Raw genomic sequence first — 23,307 nt, 5'->3', positions numbered from 1 at the left:
CCGCGGGGCCCGGCGCGGTGGGGGGGGCCGCGGTGTGGTGGGCCCGCCCCCCGCGGTCTTTGCGGCCCGCGCGCCCGGCCGCCGCCGCGCGGCGCCCCCCAACCCCCCCCGCGGGCCCGCCGCCGGCGGCCCCACGGTCGATGTGTGGCGAGTACTAGCGCGAGCGGCGCGACAACCGCTCGACGTCCATCAGGACCACCGCACGCGCCTCCAGCCGCAGCCAACCCCGGCTCGCGAAGTCGGCCAGCGCCTTGTTGACCGTCTCCCGCGAGGCGCCGACCAGCTGGGCCAGCTCCTCCTGGGTGAGGTCGTGCGCCACGTGGATGCCCTCGTCGGCCGGCACACCGAACCGGCGGGACAGGTCGAGCAGCGCCTTGGCCACCCGGCCGGGCACGTCGGAGAAGACCAGGTCGCCCAGGCTCTCGTTGGTCCGCCGGAGCCGACGGGCTATCGCCCGCAGCAGTGCCGCGGCGACCTTGGGCCGACCGGTCAGCCACGGCTGCAGGTCGGAGTGGCCCAGGCCGAGCAGCCGCACGTCGGTCAGCGCGGTCGCGGTCGCCGTACGCGGTCCGGGGTCGAACAGCGACAACTCGCCGAACATCTCGCCCGGGCCGAGCACCGCGAGCATGTTCTCCCGGCCGTCGTTGGAGCTGCGGTGCAGCTTGATCTTGCCCTCGATCACCACGTAAAGCCGGTCGCCCGGGTCACCTTCGTGGAAGAGCGAGTCCCCGCGCTCGAGCCCGACCTCCGTCATGGAGGCCCGCAGCTCGGCGGCGTCCTCATCTTCGAGCGCCGCGAACAGCGGAGCCCGCTGCAAAACGTCGTCCACGAGGTTCCTCCTAGGCCGGCCTGGTCGACACCAATGAAGCCGGACGGTCAAACAGTGCGATCGGTCACAGTCTGACGCACCGGTACCCGCAATCATCACGCGGGGTGGCCTGGATCACGAACGGGCGGATCCACAGTAACCGGACATGTCGCTCCTGTGATCGAGCGTGTGCGGACTGCTCGACCGTAGTGCCCGCGTATCTGCGTACTCTGGCCGGGTGTCGAGCAACGTGACGGAGCCCGCGCCGCGCGGGTCGCGGAGCACCGCGAAGGTCGTGAAAGCCACAAAAGCCGGGAAGGGCGAGTCCCGCCTGGCCCTGGTGCGCCGTGCGCGCCGGATCAACCGCGAACTGGGCGAGATATACCCGGGCGCGCACTGCGAACTCGACTACGGCGACGCGTTCCAGTTGCTGGTCGCCGTGGTGTTGTCCGCGCAGACCACCGACCGCCGGGTCAACACGGTCACCCCGGCGCTGTTCGCCCGCTTCCCCGACGCCGCCGCGATCGCCGCCGCGGAACCCGCGGAACTGGAGTCGATCATTCAGCCGACCGGGTTCTTCCGGGCCAAGACCCGCTCGGTACAGGGCCTGGCCCAGGCGCTCCTGGACCGCTACGCCGGCGAGGTGCCGGGCCGGCTCGCCGACCTCGTCACCCTGCCGGGGGTCGGCCGCAAGACCGCCAACGTGGTGCTCGGCGAGGTCTTCGACGTCCCCGGGATCACCGTCGACACCCACTTCGGGCGACTGGCCCGCCGCTTCGGGTGGACCACCGACGACGATCCGGTCCGGATCGAGAAGGAGGTCGGCGCGCTCTTCCCGCGCCGCGACCTGACCCTGCTCTCGCACCGGGTGATCTTCCACGGCCGCCGGGTGTGCCACGCCCGCCGGCCCGCCTGCGGGGCGTGCGCGATCGCGCCGCTGTGTCCGGCCTACGGCGAGGGCGAGACGGACCCGATCAAGGCCCGGGCCCTGCTCAAGTACGAGATGGCCGGACAGCCCGGCCAACGGCTCAAGCCGCCGGCCGAACCGGTGCTGGGCCGGCCGGTCGAGCAGGCCGAGCCGACGCAGGACGCACCGAAAGCACCGAAAGACGAGGGGGACGCCGGGTGACGCAGACCGGGACCGGGATCCAGACGTGGGCCGAGGCCGACCTGCCGGAGTGGCTGCGCCCGGTGGCGCGCGCCGCCCGGTCGGTCAGCCCCGAACAACTCAGCCGCTTCCTGCCGCCCGCCGAGGGCGGCCGGCGCTCCGCCGTACTGATCCTGTTCGGCGAGGGCCCCGAGGGACCCGATCTGCTGCTGCTCCAGCGTGCCGCGACGCTGCGCTCGCACGCGGGCCAGGCCGCCTTCCCCGGCGGCTCGGTGGATCCGGGCGACGACGGGCCCGAGGGCACCGCGCTGCGCGAGGCGCGGGAGGAGGTCGGGCTCGACCCCGCCGGGGTGCGGGTCTTCGGCCGACTTCCCGACCTGTACATCCCGGTGAGCAACTTCGTGGTCACCCCCGTGCTCGCCTGGTGGCATCGGGAGAGCGAGGTGGCCCCGGGCGCGCCGGAGGAGGTCGCGCGGGTGTTGCGGGTGTCCATCGCCGAACTCGCCGACCCGGCCAACCGGGTCCGGCTGCGGCATCCCGGCGGCCACCTGGGACCGGCGTTCGAGGTGCAGGACCTGGTGGTCTGGGGCTTCACCGCGGGGCTGATCGACCGGGTGCTGCACCACACCGGGTGGGAGCGGCCGTGGGATCCCCGGCGCGAGATCACCCTGTCCGACGCCGAGGACCGACTGGCCCGGCGCGGCTTCGACCCCTACGAGGAGACCGCCTCCGAACCCGAGGTCCGGGACTGATCGGCGCCCGGGCCCTGTCCGGCGGATTCGGGCGCGGCCTCCGCGGCACCGATGCGACGCCCCGCCGGCCCGGGCGCGAGAGCGCGCCGGCGGTGCGTCGACAGGGGCTGTGTACGGCTGTGTCACCGGTGTTCGACGAACCGGCACGGCTGCGGACAGCGCGGGCTCGCACGTGAGAACGTGAGCGCGTGAATGTCCTGGACCTGTTGCTGCTCGCCGCCGCGGTGGCCTTCGCCATCTCCGGATACCGGCAGGGCTTCATCGTCGGCGTGCTCTCGTTCCTGGGCTTCATCGGCGGCGGCGTGTTCGGCATGTGGCTGGTGCCCTCGCTGCTGAACCGATTCGAGCCGGGGCTCGGGCCCTCGATCGCGGCGATCTGCGTCGTGCTCGTGCTGGCCACCGCGCTCCAGGCGTTGACCACCGCGGCCGGCAACCGGCTGCGCCGCCGACTCACCTGGCGACCGGCGCGCCTGGTGGACGCGGCGGGCGGCGCGATCGTGAGCGTGTGCGCGCTGTTGATCGTGGTGTGGCTGATCGGCTCGTCCGTCGCGGGCGCGTCGATGCCCACCGTCTCGCGCGAGGTGCGCTCGTCCCAGGTGCTCGGCGGCGTGCAGAAGGTGTTGCCCAGGGGCGCGGACACCTGGTTCTCCTCTTTCGGCAACCTGCTCGACCGCAACGGCTTCCCGCAGGTGTTCAGTCCGTTCGTGCGCGAGGACATCCCGCAGGTGCCGCCGCCGGACCCCAAGCTGTTGTCGATGCCCGCGGTCCGGGAGAGCCAGGACAAGATCGTCAAGATCGTCGGCACCGCGAAAAGTTGCGGCAAGGTGATCGAGGGCTCCGGCTTCGTCTACGCGCCGCAGCGCGTGATGACCAACGCCCACGTGGTCGGCGGGGTGCGCAAGCCGAACGTGCAGATCGGCGGCGAGGGCCGGGAATACCCGGCGGAGGTCGTGCTCTACGACTGGAAGCGCGACATCGCGGTGCTCAAGGTGCCCGGACTCAAGGCCACCCCCCTGCTGTTCGAGCCCAAGGTGGAAAGCGGCGCGGACGCGATCGTGGCGGGCTTCCCGGAGAACGGCGCCTTCCACGTCGAGGCCGCGCGCGTGCGGGCCCGGATCCAGGCCGGCGGTCCGGACATCTACAAGCGCGGCACGGTCAGTCGCGACGTCTACTCGCTCTACGCGAAGGTCCGCCAGGGCAACTCCGGCGGACCGCTGATCTCGCCGAACGGCAAGGTCGCCGGGGTGATCTTCGCCAAGTCGCTCGACGACGAGTCCACCGGATACGCGCTCACCGTGGAGGAGGTCCGCGCGGACGCCGAGGCAGGCGCGGTCGCCGACCGCCCCGTGGACACCCAGAGTTGCGCGATGTGACGTCGAACCGACGGACCGCCGGAGCGCGGCGGCCCGTGCCGGGTCAGCGGGGGAAGCGCAGGCGCAATGTCAACCAGCGCGCTCGCCGGCGCAATATCCCCATCAGCCCCGGGAAATGATCCCCCCGGTCGGCAACCGCGCCGGCCGGCGCCCCTCGCTCGTGCTCGAACCCTTGGGTACCGGTGGTGTGGATCTCAACCATGAGGGTCTCTGCCGTCTCCGACCGGGTGTCCCCGGCCCCCGCCGCCATGCTCGGAGCGTTGTACGTCCGGCTCATACGGGGGCGCCTACCCGGGCCACCGACGGCGTAATCGCGCCGCCCGCCGGGCCGGAAACGATTCCCGAGCCCACCCGGGGTGATCTGTACGGAAGTGTCGGATATGCCCATCGAGATCACACAACGAAGACCCGAAAGCGCTGTCGGAACTTCAACGTTCGGGTTCCGGATCCTTCAACCAGCCCAGCAGTTCCTCGGTGAACATCGCGGGTTGTTCCTCGTGCGGGAAGTGCCCGACGCCGTCCAGCAGTCGCCAGCGGTACGGCGCCTCCACGTAGCGCCCGGAACCGGCCGCGGTGCGCGGCAGGATCACCGGGTCGAGGGCGCCGTGCAGATGCAGCGTGGGCACCTCGACGGGAGCCTTCATCCGGGCGGAGTACTGGATGCCGTCCGGGCGCGGGATGGAGCGGATCAGCCACCGGTAGTGCTCGGCCGCGCAGTGCGCGGTGCCCGGCACCAGCATCGCCTGGCGATAGCGGGTGAACGACTCGTCGACCGGCCGGCCCGGCGCCGACCACGCGCGCAGCATGTCGCCCACCATCGCCGCGTCGTCGCGGATCAGTTGCCGCTCGGGCACCCACGGCCGCTGGAAGCCGAAGATGTGCGAACTCGCCGCCATCTGGTGACGGTCCGTCAGCAGCGCGCCGCGCAGTTGCCGGGGGTGCGGCATCGACACCGCGACCAGTCGGCGGACCACCTTGGGCCGCAACACCGCGGCGGTCCACCCGAGATAGGCGCCCAGGTCGTGGCCGACCACGATCGCGTCCGGCTCGCCGAGCGAGCGGATCACCCCGGTCACGTCCAGGGCCAGGGTGATCGGATCGTAGCCGCGAGGGGTGCGGTCGCTGCCGCCGTAGCCGCGCAGGTCCATCGCGACCGCGCGGTAGCCGGCCCGGGCCAACGCCTGCATCTGGTATCGCCAGGTCCACCAGAACTGCGGGAATCCGTGCAGCAGCAGCACGACCGGTCCCTCGCCCGTCTCGGCGATGTGGAACCGCGCGCCGTTGGCGGCGATGTCGCGGTGCGTCCAGGGCCCGGCCACGTTGACCACGGTGCTCTCGGGAACCGTCATGTCGAGCAGGGTTGCACACTCGCGATCCCACTCCGGTTTCCGCGCCCGGTTTCCCCGGCCCGGGCGCGCCGCGGGGTCAGCCGACGTTCTTGAGCGTGGTGATCGTGTCCTGGGTGGTGGTGATCGTGCGCTCCGGCGGCCGCACCTTCTTGAACGACACGATCCCGTAGTACCCGAGCCCGCCCGCGAGCAGCAGGTAGAAGCCGCCGACGATCAGGAAGCTCCACGCCACACCCAGACCCAGGGCGTGGATTCCGTACACGACCGCGAAGCTCAGGAAGATGAACGCGAACACACCGACGAAGGCCGCCGCGCCGAACGCGCCGCCGCCCTTCGCGACGTTGACCACGCTGACCTTGACCTCGCTCTTGGCGAGCGCGATCTCGCTGCGGACCAGGGTGGACATGTCCTTGCTGGCGGACGAGAACAGCTCGCCGAGGGATCGCTGTGCGTCGACGGGCACGTCCTGGGCCGGGGACCTGTCGGTGCCTGCCATGGTCACTCCTCGTACCGATATGGATAAGCCGAACCCCGATCATGCCCTGCTGCGGTGATACGTATCCACCGGGGCACGTCGTACGAGTGTTTCGGATGGGAAACGAAGCAATCCGGACTACGCGAGCTTGTCCCGGCGCAGCCCGTCGGCGTCCGTTCGATACACGTCGGGGATACCGTCGCCGTCGTCGTCGCGGTTCTCCTCGGCGCACAGCCGGGCGTAGGTGTTGTTCCGTATCCGCAGTACGACCGTGGCCGCCGCGGCGGAGAGCACCGAGCCGACCAGGACCGCGGCCTTCGCCTGTTCGGTCAGCATCGGGTCGTCGGTGAAGGCGAGTTCGCTGATCAGCAGCGACACGGTGAAGCCGATGCCGGCCAGCATGGACATGCCGAACACGTCGGGCCAGGCCAGGTCGTCGCTGAGTTGGGCCCGGGTGAACCGGGCGACCAGCCAGGTGCCGACGAAGATGCCGACCACCTTGCCCGCGATCAGGCCGAGCAGGACGCCGAGCGTGGGCCGGTGGGTGAACACGTCGCCGAGCACCGGCCCCGAGACCGCGACACCCGCGGACAGCAGCGCGAAGATCGGCACCGCCAGACCGGCGGAGACGGGCCGGACCAGGTGCTCGACGTGCTCGGCCGGCGAGGTGCGCTCGTCCCGGTCCGGAACCACCCGCATCAGCAGGCCCATCGCCACGCCGGCGACCGTCGCGTGCACCCCGCTCTCGTGCATCAGCGCCCAGATCACCAGCGCGAGCGGTACGTAGAACCACCAGCCGCGCACCCGCCGGCGCTGGAGCAGCCAGAAGACCACGAGCAGCGCGAACGCTCCGGCCAGGGCGAGGAAGTTCACCGAATCGGTGAAGAAGATCGCGATGATCAAGATCGCGCCCAGGTCGTCCACCACGGCCAGGGTGAGCAGGAACGAGCGCAGCGCGGACGGCAGGCTGGTGCCGATCACGGCGAGTACGGCCAGCGCGAAGGCGATGTCGGTCGCGGTGGGGATGGCCCAGCCGTCCGGCGAGCCGCCGCCGGCATTGACCGCGAAGTAGAACAGCGCGGGGGTGAGCATCCCGCATCCGGCGGCGACCACCGGCAGGATCGCCTGGGCCGGATTGCGCAGGTCGCCGACCACCAACTCGCGCTTGAGTTCGATGCCGGCCACGAAGAAGAAGATGGCGAGCAGCCCGTCGGCGGCCCAGGTGCTCAGCGACAGGTCGAGGTGCAGCGCGGAGGGGCCGAACCGGAAGTCGCGCAGGTTCTGGTAGGCGTCGCTCCACGCGGTGTTCGCCCAGACCACCGCGACCACCGCCGCGATCAGCAACAGCGCGCCGCCGACCGTTTCGGTGCGCAGCGCGTCGGCGATGAAATTCCGCTCGGCCAGCGTGGACGGACGCCGAAAGAACTTGTTGCGTGGTGCGGACTCGGCACCCACGGGACCTCCAGGTCGGCTGCGGCTCGCGGGCGTATACCGCCCTGCGAAAACGACAAAACAGCGCCGACCAGACTTCCCGGCATGTCTCCCGACGGGGGAGACCCACGACGCGGGAGCGGTTCGGCCCGGACCCGGTCCCCGTCAGTGTATCGACAAGATTTTCGATTCCGCCGAACCGATCCGGGTCACGGCGCGCATGACGACCCGCCGCAGGGGTCGACACGAGGGCCCCGCACCGAGGTTGCGCTCGGTACGGGGCCCTTGTGAAGCGGTGTGTCGCCGGTCGGTCAGTCCTGTCGACGCGTCGGCAGCGCGTTTTCCTCGACAGAGAGTGCCCGGTTCGCGGCGGGCTTGTTCGAGCCCTGCGCGGCGGTGGTGATCGCGTTCCAGTCGGCCGGAGTCTGGCCCACGCCCAGTCCCTGGAGCTTGGCGATCACCGCGGGGTCCTGCCCCTCGAGCCAGTCGGTCAGCTGACGGAACGTCACGCAGCGCACGTCGGCCTTGGTGCAGACCGAGGTCACCGTGTCCCGGACGGCGTTCATGTAAATGCCGCCGCTCCAGTCCTCGAAGTGATTCCCGATGAACAGCGGAGCGCGGTTGGTGGTATAGGCGCGCTGGAATCCGTTCATGTAGAACTCGTGGGCCTCTTTCTCCCACGCGTCCTTCTTGGACGGGTCGTATTTACCGTGCCGCTGCTCCTGCTCGAACATGATGTTGTAGTCCATGGAGAGCTGCGACTTGCTCGCGTCACCCGGCCACGGCAGCGACTGCAGCGGGAAGTCCCAGATTCCCGTCTCCTTGCCGCGCTTGGGCCACACCTGAAGACCGCCGGGCGAACTCGCGTCGTAGCGGAATCCCATCTCCTTGGCCGCCCGCATCAGGTTCGGCTGGCCCTCCAGGCACGGCGCGCGGCCACCGATGAGTTCCTTGCCCGGTGCGTAGTCGAACGGCAGCGGCGGAAGATCGGCGTAGCCGGTGTTGGTCTTCCAGTTCTGGACGAATTTCACCGCCTGCTCGGTTTCGTTCTTCCAGTCGGCCGGGCTCCAACTCTTGCCGCTCGTGGCGCTGTTGCAGAAGTGGCCGTTGAAGTGTGTACCGACTTCGTTGCCCTTGAGCCAGACCTCGCGCATCTGGATGATCGTGTTGCGCACGGTTTCGTCGGACATGAAGTTGATGTCCGACTGACCCGCGGTGTGCTTCGGCCCGGTGTACATGGCCTTCTTCGTCTTCGGGAGCGTATAGATACCGCTCAGGAAGTACGTCATCTGGGCCTTGTTCGCCTCGGACACCTTCAGGAATTGCGAAACCAGCTTGTTGCCGTCCTCGGCCGCGCCATCCCACGAGAACACGACGAACTGCGGCGGTTTCTCCCCCGGCTTGAGCTTCTCCACCTTGGGCTGGTTCGGCTGGGGACCGGTGTCGGCGGTCGAGCCGTCACCGATCGGTTTGACCGGACCCCTCGGTTTGTCCGATTCCTTACCCGGATCGCTCGGATTTCCGCTGCCAGGGTTCTTTGCAGAGGAGTTACCGGAATCTTTCCCGTCCTTTGCGAAAACCACGAAACCGATAGCGGCCAGGACTGCGACAACGACGAGCACCGCAGCGCCGCGGACAGTTCGCACAGTTCACCTCTTCCCATGGACATGCCGGACCGGGCTGTATTCCCTATCGATACATACGCACGCCGGGGCCACCCGGTTGCGTGCGTCCCCGGTCCGCTTCCCCGCGTACCCGGGCCGGGATCCATCGGATCGTCCGGGACGCGTGAGCGCGGACACATCACCGTACGGGGCGTCGGCCCCCGGAAGCGATCCGGCGTCACCCTCCGGTCACGGGTCGGCGCGGAACTCGATCCGCCCGCCGTACATGCCCATCGCACAGGTCCAATCGACCGTCCCGGGCCGGGGTATGCCCAGGTCGATCGTGGTCTCGCCGGTCACCGGCAGGACCTGCTGCCGGTCGCGCGCGGGCAGCACGAAGCCCCGGGTGCAGCCGGTGGTGTGGTCGGTGCGCAACACCAGGACGGTGGGTACGCCGGCCCGGGCCAGCGCGCGGGCCGGGTGGTAACCCTCGTTCGCCACGCGGACGGTGACCCGCTGAACACCGTCGGGGCCCGTGCTCGCCGCCGCGTGGTCGACCGCGCCGCGGGCCGCCGGGGTCCACCAGCCGGCCAGACGCAGCCCCGAGCCGACCGTCCACGCGGCCACCACGAGCACCAACACACCCAGGGCGGCGGTCAATCGCCCGCGCAGCACTCGCCCCGACGCGCCGACGAGCAGACCCAGGACGGTGAACAGCGGGATGGTGCCGAGTACGAAGCCGGTCAGCACCGCGGCGCCGCCGAGCGCGTTCTGCGAGGTGACGGCGACCAGTTCGGCGCCCAGCGTCACCCCGCACGGGACGAACACGGTTGCCCCGCCCAGGAGCAGCGGGCCGCGCCCGGCGCCGGGGGCCGCGCCGCGCGGCAACAGCCGACCCACGCCGGGCACGCCGAGCATGGCCAATCCGAACAGCACCATCAACGCGGCGGCGAGGAGCATCAGGACCGCCCGGGTGCTCGGCGCCGGTTGGACGGCGCCGCCGAGCAGGCCGAGCAGCGCGCCCAGGACGGCGTGGGCGACGAGCTTCGCGCCCAGGAAGGCGGCCAGCGCGCGGGGGAGCGGGCGGCGCACGGGGGACGCGGCGCAGTCGGCGGTCCGGGCGGCCTCGACGGATTCGGCGGTTTTGGCGGATCCCGTGCGATCGGCGGGATCGGCGGGATCGGCGGGATCGGCATGATCGGAGGCCCCGGTGGCCGCGGTCGGCCCGCATGGGCGGACCGCGCCGACCAGAAGGCCGCCCTGGACCGCCGCACAGGACGCGCCGCCCGCGGCGAACCCCGCGCCGAGCCCGGTCGCGAACAGCGTGAGCACCTGCACGGCACCACCCCCACTCCGGGGAGATTACGGGCCATCACACACAGTGCGGAAGGTGCTTGGTGCGAAACATCTGTTTCACCCATATGGGTGAACATTTTACGTTTCGAAAAGGATAGCCTTACTGTCACGAGATAAACACTTAGAGTGATGTTGGCCTATCCGGCCCGGACGCTCTGCTTTCGACTCGCGCGCCGCCACCCCTGCGGCAGCCATGCCCGCCATGACATGACTGACATGACTGACCCCGGAGGACACGGACATGCCCGTTGCCCATGCCACCACGCCCGCGCCGGTTTCCAGGGTCGCGTCCGCGCGGGCCGATCTCGGCGCATCACTGGTGGTTTTCCTGGTCGCCGTGCCGCTCTCCCTCGGCATCGCGCTCGCGGCCGGCGCCCCGCTCGGCGCCGGCATCATCTCGGCCGTGGTCGGCGGCATCGTGGTCGGCCTGCTCGGCGGCGCGCCGCTCCAGGTGAGCGGCCCCACCGCGGGCCTGACGGTGATCGTGGCCGGTCTCGTACAGAACCACGGCTGGCGGGTGACCTGCCTGGTCACCGTCGGCGCCGGCCTGCTGCAGATCCTGCTCGGCGTGGCCAGGGTGGCCCGGGCCACCCTCGCCCTGTCGCCGGCCGTCGTACACGGCGTCGTGGCCGGCATCGGCGTGGTGATCGCGCTGGCCCAACTGCACGTGGTCCTGGGCGGCGCGCCGCAACGGTCGGCCTCGGAGAACCTGCGCGAACTGCCCCGTCAGATCGCCGACCTGCACACCCCCGCGGTCGCCGTCGGGGTGATCACCCTGGCCCTGCTGCTCGGTTGGCCGCTGCTCGGCCGACTGCCCGGTCGCGGCGCGGCGTTGCGGCGGGTGCCGGCGCCGCTGGTCGCGGTCTCCCTGGCCACCGCGTGCGCGAGCGTGCTGCACCTGGACGTGGCGCGGGTGGACCTGTCCTCGATCGTGTTCACCACCCCGGTGCCGCCCGCGTCGGGCGCGTGGGGCGCGATCGTGGTCGGCGTGGTCAGCGTGGCCCTGGTCTCCGGGATGGAATCGCTGCTCTCGGCCGCGGCGGTCGACCGGCTGCACGACGGGCCGCGCGCCCGACTCGATCGCGAACTGATCGGCCAGGGCGTGGGCAACGTGGTCTCCGGCGCGATCGGCGGCTACCCGGTCACCGGTGTGGCGATCCGCTCGGTGACCAACGTGCGGGCCGGCGCGGTCAGCCGGGCCGCGACGATCCTGCACGGGGTGTGGGTGATGCTGTTCGTGGCCCTGCTCGGCGCGCTCGTCGAGCGCATCCCGCTCGCGGTGCTGGCCGCGCTGGTGATGGCGGTCGGCCTCCAGATGGTCAGCCTCGCGCACATCCGGCACGTACACCGCCACCGCGAATTCCCGGCGTACGCCGCGACGATCGCGGGGGTGATCCTGGCCGGGGTGCTTCAGGGTGTGCTGCTGGGCGTGGTGGCCGCGGTGTGCACCGCGCTGTACCGGCTCAGCCGCAGCACCGTGCGGGTCTACCCCGGCGACGGGGTGCTGCACGTGGAGGTGCACGGCTCGCTCACCTTCCTGTCGGTGCCGCGACTGTCGCGCGTGCTCGCCAAGCTGCCGCCCGGGGAGCACGTGGTGGTGGACATGACGGTGGACTACCTCGACCAGGCCGCGTTCGAGACCGTGCACTCGTGGCGCGCCGGCTACCTCGCGCGTGGGGGTCGGGTGGACATCGAGGAGATCCACGACGGTTGTTACGAGCGGGCAGCCGGCGGCACCCCGGGGCCTCGGCGGTCCCGACTGACCCCGTCACCGCGCTGGTTCGCGCCGTGGTGGCACTGGCAGCGCGCGTGTCCGCGCGAGGACGGCACCGCGTCCCAGGCCCTGGTGGCCGGTGCCCGCGAGTTCCGCCGGCGCACCGCGCCCCTGGTCCAGCCGTTCCTGGAACGCCTCGCGCTGGAGGGACAAAAGCCCGCGCAGCTGTTCATCACCTGCGCCGACTCGCGGATCGTGCCGAACCTGATCACCGCGAGCGGTCCCGGCGACCTGTTCACCGTGCGCAACGTCGGCAACCTGGTGCCGCCCGGCGACACCGCCCGGGTCGAGCCGGGCACGGGCGACGCGTCGGTGGGCGCGGCGATCGAGTACGCGGTGTCGGTGCTCGGGGTGCGCAGCATCACCGTGTGCGGGCACTCCGGGTGCGGGGCGATGAAGGCGCTGCTCGACAAGGTCGGCACGGTGCCCGACGCCGGATCGGGTCCCGGTGCCACGCCGCACCTGGACCGCTGGCTGCGCCACGGCGACGCGTCGCTGGCCCGTTTCACGGCCGAGCCCGCGCCGACCGTGACCGGTCATACCGTGTCGCCGGTGGAGCAGTTGTGCCTGACCAACGTGGTCCAGCAACTGGACAACCTGCGCGACCACACGGTGGTCGCGCAGGCGGTGGCGACGGGCCGACTGCGGTTGTTCGGGCTCTACTTCGACCTCGCGTCCGCGCGGATGTACCTCTACGACGCGGTGCGCGGCGACTTCGGTCCGGTGGACGCGGAACGGGCGGAGTCCGGAGCACTCGCGCAGGTCGTCCCGACGAGCGCCGAAGATCACACTTTTCCGGCGCTCAATCCCGGATAGCCGGCCCGCACCTCGCGCGGTCGGCCACGATGCCCGCTGTGCATCGAAGTGGTCTAAACCAATCTCCGCGCTCCTCTTGCCGGCTCGGGCCGGTCCCTGATGAGCTACGGCAGAGAAGAGACCGCAGCCGCACGGAGGAGTACGCGTGAGCAACGCAGACCGGAACACGGGAGACAAGGCCGGCGAGGCACTGTCGAACCTGCTGCGCGAGGAGCGCCGCTTCGCACCTCCGCCCGAGCTCGCGGCCGACGCCAACGTCAAGGCCGACGCGTACGAACGGGCGGAGGCCGATCGGCTCGGCTTCTGGGCCGAGCAGGCCCGGCGGCTCGACTGGGCGGTCGAGCCGCAGGAGACGCTGGACTGGTCGACGCCCCCGTTCGCGAAGTGGTTCGCCGACGGCAAGCTGAACGTGGCCTACAACTGCGTCGACCGGCACGTCGAGGCGGGCCACGGCGACCGGGTCGCGATCCACTTCGAGGGCGAGCCGGGCGACACCCGCACGCTCACCTACGCCGACCTCAAGCGCGAGGTCTCCAAGGCGGCCAACGCGCTGACCTCGCTGGGCGTCGAGGCGGGCGACCGGGTGGCGATCTACCTGCCGATGATCCCGGAGGCGGTGATCTCGATGCTCGCGTGCGCGCGCATCGGCGCCCCGCACTCGGTGGTCTTCGGCGGCTTCTCCGCGGACGCGGTCTCGTCACGTGTCACCGACAACGACGCGCGGGTCGTGATCACCGCCGACGGCGGCTACCGGCGCGGCAAGCCGTCGGCGCTCAAGCCCGCCATCGACGAGGCGCTGACGTCCTGCCCGGACGTGCGCAACGTGCTGGTCGTGCGGCGCACCGGCGGCGACGTCGCGTGGACCGAGGGCCGCGACATCTGGTGGCACGACCTGGTCGACGCGCAGTCGGAGGAGCACGAGCCGCAGCCGTTCGACGCCGAGCACCCGCTGTTCATCCTGTACACGTCGGGCACCACCGGTAAGCCCAAGGGCATCCTGCACACCTCCGGCGGCTACCTGACCCAGGCGAGCTACACACACCACGCGGTCTTCGACCTCAAGCCCGAGACCGACGTGTACTGGTGCACCGCCGACATCGGCTGGGTCACCGGGCACTCCTACATCACCTACGGCCCGCTCTCCAACGGCGCCACCCAGGTCATGTACGAGGGCACGCCCGACACCCCGCACCAGGGCCGCTGGTGGGAGATCGTGGCGAAGTACGGGGTCACCATCCTGTACACCGCGCCCACCGCGATCCGCACCTGCATGAAGTGGGGCGACGACATCCCCGCCAAGTTCGACCTGTCCTCGCTGCGCATCCTGGGCAGCGTCGGCGAGCCGATCAACCCCGAGGCGTGGATCTGGTACCGCGAGCACATCGGCGCCGGCAAGACCCCGATCGTGGACACCTGGTGGCAGACCGAGACCGGCGCGATCATGATCAGCCCGCTGCCGGGCGTGACCTCCACCAAGCCGGGCTCCGCGCAGCGCGCGCTGCCGGGCATCTCGGCCAAGGTCGTCGACGACACCGCGACCGAGGTCGGCAACGGTGGTGGCGGCTACCTGGTCCTGGACCGGCCGTGGCCGTCGATGCTGCGCACCATCTGGGGTGACGACCAGCGGTTCAAGGACACCTACTGGTCGCGCTTCGAGGACCTGTACTTCGCCGGCGACGGTGCGAAGAAGGACGACGACGGCGACATCTGGCTGCTCGGCCGGGTCGACGACGTGATGCTCGTGTCGGGCCACAACATCTCCACCACCGAGGTCGAGTCGGCCCTGGTGTCGCACCCCAAGGTCGCCGAGTCGGCGGTGGTCGGCGCGGCCGACGCGACCACCGGTCAGGCGATCGTGGCGTTCGTGATCCTGCGCGGCAGTGCCTCGGAGTCGGCCGAACTGGTCGCCGAACTGCGCGAGCACGTCGGCAAGGTGCTCGGCCCGATCGCCAAGCCCAAGCGGATCCTGCCGGTGGCGGAGCTGCCCAAGACCCGCTCCGGCAAGATCATGCGCCGCCTGCTGCGCGACGTGGCGGAGAACCGCACGCTCGGCGACGTCACCACGCTGACCGACTCGTCGGTGATGGACCTGATCTCGTCGCAGCTGCCGTCGGCCCCGACGGAGGACTGAGCGGGACGGAGTGGACGCGGGGCGGTCCGTCGTTGGTGGGCGGGCCGCCCCGCGTCGTCGGGGTCGGTGCTTCAGACCGGTGCGGAGATCGCCTGCGGGCCGAGTACGAACGCCGAGTCGACCTGCTCGGCCAGGTCGACGCCGGTCTTCGCGTTGGCCCAGCCGTGTGCGTTGCGCAGGTGGAACTCGACCATCTGCGCGGTGTATCGCGCCCAGTCGCGGTGCTCGAATCCGGCGTCGGCGGCGTGCACCAACTCGTCCAGCGCGGCCCGGTTGGCCGGTTCCAGGTCGGCGAAGTCGGGGGAGTGGCCCTTCTCCAGGGCCCGTACGTAGTCGGACTGCACGGTCCAGGTGAGCAGGTCGTCGCCGACGTGCTCGCGCAGGAACTCGACGTCGTCGGGGCCCTGGACCTTGTTGCCGACCACCGCGAGCGCGACGCCCCAGTCGCGGGCGTAGTCGCGGTATTGCCGGTAGACGCCGACACCCTTGCGGGTCGGCTCGGCGACCAGGAAGGTCAGGTCGAACCGGGTGAACAGCCCGGAGGCGAACGAGTCCGAGCCGGCGGTCATGTCGACCACCAGATATTCGCCCGCGCCGTCGACGAGGTGGTTGAGGTACAGCTCCACCGCGCCGACCTTCGAGTGGTAGCACGCGACGCCGAGATCGGACTCGGCGAACGGCCCCGTCGCCATCAGCCGCAGTCCGGGCAGGCCGGGCACCTCGCGCGCGCACGCCGCGTGGATCGGGTTGTCCTCGGTGAGTCGGATCAGCCGCGAACCCCGGCCCGGCGGGGTGGTCTTGACCATCTGCTCGGTCGAGCCGATTCGCGGATTGTCGCCGCGCAACCAGTCCTTGATCGTGGGCAGGCGGGCGCCCATGGCGGGCATCGCCGCCGCGGCCTGCTCGTCGAGGCCGAGCGCGGCACCGAGGTGCTGGTTGATGTCCGCGTCCACGGCGACCACCGGACGGCCGGCGGCCACCAGATGCCGGATGAACAACGACGAGAGCGTGGTCTTGCCGCTGCCGCCCTTGCCGACGAAGGCGATTTTCACGGCCCCTCCCTTGATATATGAGTTTGACAATCGTTTTCGATAGGATCATCCGTTGCGGACCGTGATCACGTCAAGTCGGAAAGTAGTCGAAGTGCCGGCCGGGGGGCCGTCGGCCGCATGCGGGCGCGGCCGGGCTCGGCGCGGGCCCGTGTCGCGGGCCGTTCCCGGCCCGGCGTAGGGTCGCTCGGGTGAGCACCGCAACCGATCCCCTCGCCGCCCTCGCGCTTCTGCCCGGCGTGCCGGAGTCCGTCGAGGACACCCGCACGGCGGTGGACCGGCTGCTCGGACACCGCACGATGCGCCGCCGCAGCATGGACATCAGCGCCGAATCCGCGCTCCGGGGCGCGCGGGCCAGTGCCGCCCTGGAGGGCGTCGACTGGTCGCTGGAGGAGATTCGCCGGCGGACCGACTACTCGTCCTCGCTCGACGACGGCGGTGCGGTGGTCGCGGGTGCGTTGCGGCTGTCCGCCGAGATCGGCACGCTCCTCGGCACCTGGGGGCACAGTCCGCTCCAGGTGCTGGCCCGCCTGCACGTGGTCGCCGCCGCCGACGCGGTACCCGCCGAGGCGCTGGGCCGGCCGCGTCGGGACGACGAGTCCTCGGCCGGGCAACTTCCGGCGGACGAGGTGGCGGCCCGCCTCGACGGGTTGTCCCGGCTGCTGCTCGCGCCGTCCGCCGCGCCCGCGATCGTGGTCGCCGCGGTCACCCATGGGGAGATCCTGAGCCTGGCCCCGTTCGGCTGGGGCAATGGGCTGATCGCCCGCGCCGCGCAGCGGATCGTGCTGATCACCCGGGGCCTGGACCCGAAGGGCGCGGCGGTGCCGGAGGTCGGCCACCTGGAACTGGGCGTGGATGCCTACGCGGAGGCGCTGCGGGCGTACGAGAGCGGTACGGCCGAGGGTGTGGCGACCTGGATCCGGCACTGCGCGGAGGCGATGACGTTGGGTGCGCGCGAGAGCGTCGCGGTGTGCGAAGCGGTGATGCGCGGGATCTGACGCCCGGCGGGGTCGCTTCGGCCGGTGCGGCTCGGGGTGAGGGCGGCTCGGTGGGCGCGGCCCGGCTCCCGGCTCGTGTGGCTTGCCGCGGGGTGTTTCGGGTCCGGACGTACGAGACGGCGGCGCCCGTGAGGACGCCGCCGCTTTGTCACTCCCGCCGAGGTATCAGGCGTGTACCCGTTATGACGATCGGCCCCGGCATGCGCATCCACGGGGGGAAGAACATGCAGGTTGTCCGACGCGTTCGGCCCCTACGAGGGTCGGTCGCACGTGGGTTCCCGGCGGTCGTGCTCGATCCGTCCCGGCCACCCGGGTGAGCGGGGGCCGTACGGGCCGTTGGTCCCTTTTCTAGTGGGTTGCCGAGAGGAGGGGAACCCCTGACCCAAGATCTTTACTTTCGGCCTTTGTCGGATTTGCTCCGCTGTCGATGATCGTCGGGCGCCGACGGCGCGCCTCGCCTTGCGGTCAGCGGCGCTTCCTGGCGAGGTACCAGACGAAGCCTGCCGCGGTGGCGCCCGCGCCGATCGCGGTCGCGGCGAGCACGGGGCGCGAGGGTACCGAGAGGCTGGGCACCCGCTGGCGCAGCGCCACGGGGCGGCTGAAGACCAGTACGGGCCACCCGCGGGCGGTCGCCTCGCGACGCAGGCCGCGATCCGGGTTGACCGCGTAGGGGTGGCCGACCTCCAGGAGCATCGGCAGGTCGGTGATCGAATCGCTGTACGCGTAGCAGGAGGTGAGGTCGTAGCCCTCGGTGCGGGCCAACTCCTTGACCGCCGCGGCCTTGTTGGGCCCGTACGCGTAGAAGTCGATCTCGCCGGAGTAGCGGCCCTCCTCGACCACCATCCGGGTGGCCACCACGCGGTCCGCGCCCAGCATGTCGCCGATGGGCTCGACCACTTCGGCCCCGGAGGAGCTGACGATGACCACGTCGCGGCCGGCCGCGTGGTGTTCCTCGATCAGCGACGCGGCCTCGTCGTAGATGATCGGGTCGATCATGTCGTGCAGGGTCTCCGCGACGATCTCGCGCACCTGCTGCACGTCCCAGCCGCGACACAGCGCGGACAGGTATTCGCGCATGCGCTCCATCTGGTCGTGATCCGCGCCGCCGACGAGGAAGACGAACTGGGCGTAGGCGCTCTTGAGGACGGAGCGGCGATTGATGAGTCCGCCGTGGTAGAAGGATCTACTGAACGCCAGCGCACTGGACCTGGCGATGATGGTCTTGTCGAGGTCGAAGAAGGCTGCTGTCCGCTTCGGCGCCTGGGTTTCCACAGTTCACGAGGATAAGGGCAGCCATTCGGCGTAAACTCCGCGTCGTGGGTTTGCTAGAGAACCCCCTCGGGTACATCCTGGAAGTCACGGATCGTTCGCGACCGTGCTAACCCGGTCCGACTCCTCCCCCCCCCGAGTCGGCCGCGGAGACGACCCCCGCTCTCCCCCCCGGCGGGGGTCGTCGCTTGTCCGGGGGGCTTTTTCGCGTCCCGATGTGGGTGGCGCGGGGTTGTGTTCGGGTGGTCGCCGGGGTGGTAATCCCCGATGCGGGTCGGTTCTCCCGTGATTGTCGGCGGTTGTTCGGCGTGGCGCGTCGTTGTGCGGAATCGGGTGGGGATTTCGGAGTCGGGGCCGGGGTCGTGCCGTGGGGTGGGTGGGGGCGCGGAGCTTGTGGTCGGGGCCTGGGCCGGGGGTGGTGTCGGAATGGCTCGGGTGTCCCTCACGCGAGTGAATCCGTAATCCACAGTCGCGGGCTTGTCCACAGGTGGGAACCACCCGCTCGGCGGAGCGCGCGATCGCCGCGACGGTTGGGGTCAGTTCCCGGGAGGGCCGGTGCGGCCGGACCTCCCCGACCCCTGGAGGTTCCGTGGCAGCGCTTTCCCCACCTCGGCCGGCTCGTCCGCTCCTGGTGACCGGCGATCCGGCCCTGCTCGACGAACTCCTGCGGCTGTGCGCGGTGGCCGGGATCGAGCCGGAGGTGCAACCGGACGCGGGCGCGGCGCGGGCCGCCTGGCCGGGGGCGCCGCTGGTGATCGTCGGCGACGACGTGACGCGTGGGTTGGCCCGGTGCGGGCTGCCGCGCCGTGAGGACGTGGTGCTCATCGGCGACGACCTGGACGACGGCGACGTGTGGCGGCGGGCGATGGACGTCGGCGCGGATCACGTGGTGTTCCTGCCCGACGCCGAGCACTGGATCGTGGATCGATTGGGCGATGTCGCCGAGGGCACCGGGCCCGACGCGCACACCATCGCGGTGCTGGGTGGGTGCGGCGGCAGTGGGGCCAGCACGCTGGCCTGTGCGCTCGGGGTGGCGGCGGTGCGGACCGGACTGGCCACCGCGCTGGTGGACGTGGACCCGCTGGGCGGCGGCCTCGACGTGCTGCTCGGCGGCGAGGACGAGAGCGGGCTGCGCTGGTCCGACCTGGCGAGCGCGCGCGGGCGGATCGACGGGGGCGCGCTCTCCGACGCGCTGCCGCACCTGCACGGGTTGACGGTGTTGTCCTGGGACCGGGACAGGCCGCCCGCGATCCCGCCGGAGACGGTCCGCTCGGTGGTGCGGGCGGTGCGCAGACGGCACGACGTGGCGGTGCTCGACGTGCCCCGGCATACCGACCCGGGGGCGGCGGAGGCGCTGCGACTGTGCGACACGGGGCTGTTGGTGGTGCCGGCCGAGGTGCGGGCGTTGGCCGCGGCGGCGCAGGTGGCGGGCCGGGTGGGCTCGATGGTGCGCGATCTGCGGGCGGTGGTGCGGCAGCCGAGTTCGTCGGGGCTGACCTCCGAGGCGGTCGCGCGGGGTCTGGGGCTGCCACTCGCGGGGGAGTTGCGGCCGGAGGCGGGGTTGGCGGCGGCCACCGAGCGGGGTGATCCGCCGGGGCTGCGCACGCGTGGGCCGTTGGCCCGGTTCTGTCGGGACTACCTCGCGGGCAATCCGGCCGGCGTGGCGCGGGAGGCGGCGTGAGCGCGCGCGAGGTGCCGCCGATGCCGCCGTTTCCGCCGCCGGGCGCGCCGCCGATGCCGCCGAGGGGCGTGCGGCCGGGCCGGGTGCCGCAGCCGCCGCCTTGGCCGGTGCCGGCGCCGCCGGTCGGGGGTACCGGGGTCTTCTCCGCGCCGCCGCCGCCGCGACCCGTCGCGGTGCCGGTCGCGGCGGCCGGTCCGGTGATCGCTCCGGCGCCGGATCCGGAGTTGGTCGAGGCGGTGCGGGCGCGGTTGGCCGCCGGTGGGCACGAGCCGACGCCCGCGGCGGTGGCCGCGGCCCTGCGGGCCGAGGGGCGGGTGCTCGGCGAGGCGGCGCTGCCGGACCTGGTTCGGGCGCTGCGGTCGGAGATCGCCGGGGCCGGGCCGTTGGACGTGCTGCTGCGCGATCCCGAGGTGACCGATGTGCTGGTCAACGCGCCCGACGAGGTGTGGATCGATCGGGGTGCGGGCCCGCAGCGTACGGCGGTGACCTTCGCCGACGACGCCGCGGTGCGGCGGTTGGCCCAGCGGTTGGCGAGCGGGGTCGGGCGGCGGTTGGACGACGCCTCGCCGTATGTGGACGCCACGCTCGCCGACGGTGTGCGGCTGCACGCGGTGTTGCGGCCGGTGGCGGTGCGGGGGACGTGCCTGTCGTTGCGGGTTCCTCGGCGTACCTCGCTCGGGGTGGCCGACCTGGTGCGGGCCGGGTCCTTGTCGCCCGCCGCGGCCGAACTGCTGTGTGCGGTGGTCTCGGCGCGGGCCGCGTTCCTGGTCTCGGGCGGCACCGGTTCGGGCAAGACCACGCTGCTCGGGGCGCTGCTGGGGTGTGCGCACCCGGCCGAACGGCTGCTGCTCGCCGAGGACTCGGCCGAACTGACGCCGCGTCACCCACATGTGGTGCGGCTGGAGTCGCGGCCGGCCAACGTCGAGGGCGCGGGCGAGGTGACCCTGCGCGATCTGGTCCGCCAGGCCCTGCGGATGCGGCCGGACCGGCTCGTGGTCGGCGAGGTGCGGGGGGCCGAGGTGGTGGAGCTGCTCGCGGCCCTGAACACCGGGCACGAGGGCGGCTGCGGCACGGTGCACGCGAACTCGGCGGCCGATGTGCCTGCGCGGTTGGAGGCGTTGGGGGCGCTGGCCGGGCTCGGCCGGGACGCGGTGCACAGCCAGGTGGCGGCGGCGCTCGATCTGGTCGTGCATGTGGTGCGCGAGCGCGATGGGTTGCGGCGGGCGGCCGAGGTCCATGTCCTGGAACGGGACACGGCGGGCTGGGTGCGACCGGTCCCGGCGGTGAGCTTCGAACGCGCCGGTGGCTGCCGTCCGGGACCGGGCCACGGCAGATTGGCCGCGCTGCTGGCCGGGTGGTGGCGCGGGTGACGGCGGCCGCGGGGGGCGGTGGCCTCGGGGTGGTGGGTCGGCCCGACTCGGGTGTCCTCAAGCGCCGGACGGGCTGGAGGGGGTTGTGTTCGCTGGTTCGGGTGGCGGTTTTCGGGGGCTTGCGGTGGGTGTCGTTGAGCGCTGGGCGGGCTGGAATTTGGTTGCGTGCGTCGGTCCGGATGGTGGCTTCGGGGCGCCTGCGGTGGGTGTTTTCGAAGGGCCGGACGGGTGGGGGTGGGGGTGGCGTGGTTTTTGACGGTTTGGGGTGGGTGGTTCGGTGTTGGGGGCGTTGGGCGTCGAGCGGGTGGGTTGGTTGGGGTGGTGTGCGTGGGTGCGGGGGTGGGGCGGGCGTTGAGTGGGGGTGGGGTGGGTGATTTTGGTGGTGGTGGGGGCGGTTGGGGTTGGGGGGTTGGTGTGGTGGTCGATGGCTCGGGTGGGGCCTGGGCGGTTGCCTGGGGTGTTGGGGGTTTCGGGCGGCGGGTCGGGTGGACGGTGGGCGGCTTGGGTGGGGGTCGTTGGGCGGCATCGGGTGGTTGCGGCGGTGATGGCCGCGGGGGGCTTGGCGGCTTTGGGGTTGGGGTCGGTGGTGCCTGTGCTGGTGGCTTTGCCGGGGGCCTGGGTGGTGCGGCGGCGGCGGGATCGGGCCCGGCGCGACCGGGATGCCGGGGCGGTGCGTTCCGGCGTGGTGCGGCTGTGTGCGGCGCTGGCGGGGGAGTCGCGGGCCGGGCACACGCCGGCGCAGGCGTTGGCCGCTGCGGCACATGCCGTGGACGGGCCGATCCTGGCGGTGGTGGGCGAGGCGATCGGAACCGCCCGGGTGGGTGGCGACGTGCCGGACGCGCTGGATCGCGCGGCGGCCGTGCCCGGGGCGGCCGGGCTGCGTCGGATCGCCGCCTGCTGGCGGATCGCGACCGGGCGAGGCGCCGGTTTCGCACCGGCCCTGCAGCGGATCGCGGCGGGTCTGCGGGCCGAGGAGGACGCGCACGAGGAGGTGATCGCCGAACTCGCCGGGGCCCGCTCGACCGCGCAGGTCCTGGCCGGGCTGCCGGTGTTCGGCCTGTTCCTGGGCGGCGCCCTGGGGGCGCGGCCGGTGGAGGTGCTGTTGCGTACGCCGGTCGGGATCGGGTGCCTGTGCGCGGGGCTGACCCTGGTGGTGGTCGGTCTGGAGTGGACCGATCGTCTGGTGGCCCGAGCCGGTCCGGTGCCCGGATGAGCGCGGCGGTGCTGGTGGCGGTCGTCGCGGCGGCGGCCGGCGCGGCGGGCGCGGTGCGCGGGCGGGGCCCGGAGTTCCGTCGGCCGCCGGCGCGGGGGTGGGATCCGGCGCGCGGTCGGCGGGCCGCGGCCGGGCTCGGCGGGGTGGCGGTGTTCATGCTGTTCGGCGGCTGGCTCGGGGGTGTGGGCGGGCTCGTGGTGGCGGTCGTCCTGGATCGGCGGCTGACCGGCCTGGAGTCGCGATCCGGACGGGCCCTGCGGGATCGGCTGCGGGCCGATCTGCCGCCCGCGGCCGACCTGTTCGCGGCGTGCCTGGTGGCGGGCAGCACACCGGCGGACGCGGCCGAGGCGGTCGCGCACGCGGTCGGCGGGCCGCTGGCGGGCCGCCTCCGGCCGATCGTGGCCTCGTTGCGGCTCGGCGGCGACCCCGGGCGGTGCTGGTTGGGGCTGACCGACGATCCCGTGCTCGCGCCGCTGGGGCGGGTGTTGGCCCGGGCGGCGACCGGTGGTGTGCCGGCGGCGGTCCTGGTGGCCGGGATGGCCGACGAGCAACGGGCCGAGCAGCGCCGGGCCGCGACCTCGGCCGCGCGCCGGGTGGGGGTGCGCGCCACCGTTCCACTCGGATTGTGCTTTCTGCCCGCCTTCCTGCTGGTCGGGGTGGTCCCGATCGTGATCGGACTGGGCACGTCGCTGTTGCGGGCGGGGTGAGTCGGCGGATGTATCCGAAGTGCACATTTTTATGGGCGTTTCA

The 23,307-nt window shown here is 72.0% G+C and carries 18 protein-coding genes; 10 read left to right on the top strand and 8 right to left on the bottom strand.

The features are described 5' to 3' along the window. Nucleotides 1-154: 154 nt before the first annotated feature. The gene (locus ACFRCG_RS19920) at nucleotides 155-829 is read right to left on the bottom strand and encodes a Crp/Fnr family transcriptional regulator (protein ID WP_078976497.1); all 675 of its coding nucleotides are present in this window, start codon (nucleotides 827-829) and stop codon (nucleotides 155-157) included. 217 nt (nucleotides 830-1,046) lie between these two features. On the opposite strand from ACFRCG_RS19920, the gene nth reads away from it, so the two are divergent. The 3 genes from nth (at nucleotide 1,047) to ACFRCG_RS19905 (ending at nucleotide 4,041) form a co-directional block, all read left to right on the top strand. Next, nucleotides 1,047-1,937: an endonuclease III gene (gene nth, locus ACFRCG_RS19915; RefSeq protein WP_380033184.1), complete on the top strand. Its 891-nt coding sequence runs from the start codon at nucleotides 1,047-1,049 to the stop codon at nucleotides 1,935-1,937. Continuing rightward, complete coding sequence (locus tag ACFRCG_RS19910) at nucleotides 1,934-2,668, top strand: NUDIX hydrolase (RefSeq protein ID WP_380033182.1); 735 nt, start codon at nucleotides 1,934-1,936, stop codon at nucleotides 2,666-2,668. The genes nth and ACFRCG_RS19910 overlap by 4 nt, the downstream gene beginning before the upstream one ends. Nucleotides 2,669-2,856: 188 nt before the next feature. Then, entirely contained in the window at nucleotides 2,857-4,041 is a 1,185-nt protein-coding gene (locus ACFRCG_RS19905; RefSeq protein WP_379998894.1) for a MarP family serine protease, read from the top strand. A 428-nt stretch (nucleotides 4,042-4,469) separates the two neighbouring features. On the opposite strand, the gene ACFRCG_RS19900 is transcribed toward ACFRCG_RS19905, so the two are convergent. The 5 genes from ACFRCG_RS19900 to ACFRCG_RS19880 form a co-directional block, all read right to left on the bottom strand. Continuing rightward, a complete protein-coding gene (locus ACFRCG_RS19900; protein ID WP_126639186.1) occupies nucleotides 4,470-5,390 on the bottom strand; it encodes an alpha/beta fold hydrolase in 921 nt (306 codons plus the stop codon). A gap of 76 nt (nucleotides 5,391-5,466) precedes the next feature. Then, nucleotides 5,467-5,886, bottom strand: a complete 420-nt coding sequence (locus ACFRCG_RS19895) for a phage holin family protein (protein ID WP_380033180.1) — start codon at nucleotides 5,884-5,886, stop codon at nucleotides 5,467-5,469. Between the two features lie 117 nt (nucleotides 5,887-6,003). After that, a complete protein-coding gene (gene nhaA / locus ACFRCG_RS19890) occupies nucleotides 6,004-7,320 on the bottom strand; it encodes a Na+/H+ antiporter NhaA (RefSeq protein WP_380033178.1) in 1,317 nt (438 codons plus the stop codon). Nucleotides 7,321-7,607: 287 nt separating this feature from the next. Beyond that, complete coding sequence (locus ACFRCG_RS19885) at nucleotides 7,608-8,942, bottom strand: hypothetical protein (RefSeq protein ID WP_380033176.1); 1,335 nt, start codon at nucleotides 8,940-8,942, stop codon at nucleotides 7,608-7,610. Between the two features lie 207 nt (nucleotides 8,943-9,149). Beyond that, entirely contained in the window at nucleotides 9,150-10,238 is a 1,089-nt protein-coding gene (locus ACFRCG_RS19880; RefSeq protein ID WP_380033174.1) for a sulfite exporter TauE/SafE family protein, read from the bottom strand. Between the two features lie 259 nt (nucleotides 10,239-10,497). Here ACFRCG_RS19880 and ACFRCG_RS19875 point away from each other — a divergent pair, with 259 nt between their 5' ends. Together ACFRCG_RS19875 and acs are read left to right on the top strand one after the other, a co-directional pair. Then, entirely contained in the window at nucleotides 10,498-12,846 is a 2,349-nt protein-coding gene (locus tag ACFRCG_RS19875; RefSeq protein WP_380033172.1) for a SulP family inorganic anion transporter, read from the top strand. A 145-nt stretch (nucleotides 12,847-12,991) separates the two neighbouring features. After that, on the top strand, nucleotides 12,992-14,977 hold the full coding sequence (acs, locus tag ACFRCG_RS19870; RefSeq protein ID WP_380033170.1) for an acetate--CoA ligase: 1,986 nt from the start codon (nucleotides 12,992-12,994) through the stop codon (nucleotides 14,975-14,977). Between the two features lie 71 nt (nucleotides 14,978-15,048). Here the strand turns inward: acs and ACFRCG_RS19865 are convergent, their stop codons facing one another. Next, nucleotides 15,049-16,029, bottom strand: coding sequence for an ATP-binding protein (locus ACFRCG_RS19865; protein WP_380033168.1), 981 nt, complete (start codon nucleotides 16,027-16,029; stop codon nucleotides 15,049-15,051). 188 nt (nucleotides 16,030-16,217) lie between these two features. On the opposite strand from ACFRCG_RS19865, the gene ACFRCG_RS19860 reads away from it, so the two are divergent. Then, nucleotides 16,218-17,024, top strand: coding sequence for an oxidoreductase (locus ACFRCG_RS19860; RefSeq protein ID WP_126639193.1), 807 nt, complete (start codon nucleotides 16,218-16,220; stop codon nucleotides 17,022-17,024). 465 nt (nucleotides 17,025-17,489) lie between these two features. Here the strand turns inward: ACFRCG_RS19860 and ACFRCG_RS19855 are convergent, their stop codons facing one another. Next, nucleotides 17,490-18,296 (bottom strand): HAD family hydrolase, encoded by an 807-nt coding sequence (locus ACFRCG_RS19855; protein WP_380033166.1) that lies wholly within the window; start codon nucleotides 18,294-18,296, stop codon nucleotides 17,490-17,492. 586 nt (nucleotides 18,297-18,882) lie between these two features. On the opposite strand from ACFRCG_RS19855, the gene ssd reads away from it, so the two are divergent. The 4 genes from ssd to ACFRCG_RS19835 all read left to right on the top strand — a co-directional run bounded on the left by ssd (nucleotide 18,883) and on the right by ACFRCG_RS19835 (nucleotide 23,264). Next, nucleotides 18,883-19,974 (top strand): septum site-determining protein Ssd, encoded by a 1,092-nt coding sequence (gene ssd / locus ACFRCG_RS19850; protein ID WP_380033164.1) that lies wholly within the window; start codon nucleotides 18,883-18,885, stop codon nucleotides 19,972-19,974. Next, nucleotides 19,971-21,344, top strand: a complete 1,374-nt coding sequence (locus ACFRCG_RS19845; RefSeq protein WP_380033162.1) for a TadA family conjugal transfer-associated ATPase — start codon at nucleotides 19,971-19,973, stop codon at nucleotides 21,342-21,344. Before ssd ends, ACFRCG_RS19845 begins: the two co-directional genes overlap by 4 nt. 583 nt (nucleotides 21,345-21,927) lie before the next feature. Continuing rightward, entirely contained in the window at nucleotides 21,928-22,557 is a 630-nt protein-coding gene (locus ACFRCG_RS19840; RefSeq protein ID WP_380033160.1) for a type II secretion system F family protein, read from the top strand. Next, nucleotides 22,554-23,264 (top strand): type II secretion system F family protein, encoded by a 711-nt coding sequence (locus ACFRCG_RS19835; protein WP_380033158.1) that lies wholly within the window; start codon nucleotides 22,554-22,556, stop codon nucleotides 23,262-23,264. Before ACFRCG_RS19840 ends, ACFRCG_RS19835 begins: the two co-directional genes overlap by 4 nt. The last annotated feature ends 43 nt before the right edge of the window (nucleotides 23,265-23,307 follow it).

The sequence above is a fragment of the Embleya sp. NPDC056575 genome, assembly GCF_042793325.1.
In the GTDB taxonomy this organism is placed as follows: domain Bacteria; phylum Actinomycetota; class Actinomycetes; order Streptomycetales; family Streptomycetaceae; genus Embleya.
Note: the sequence above shows the minus strand (reverse complement) of the source record. Positions and strands in the feature narration are given on the sequence as shown.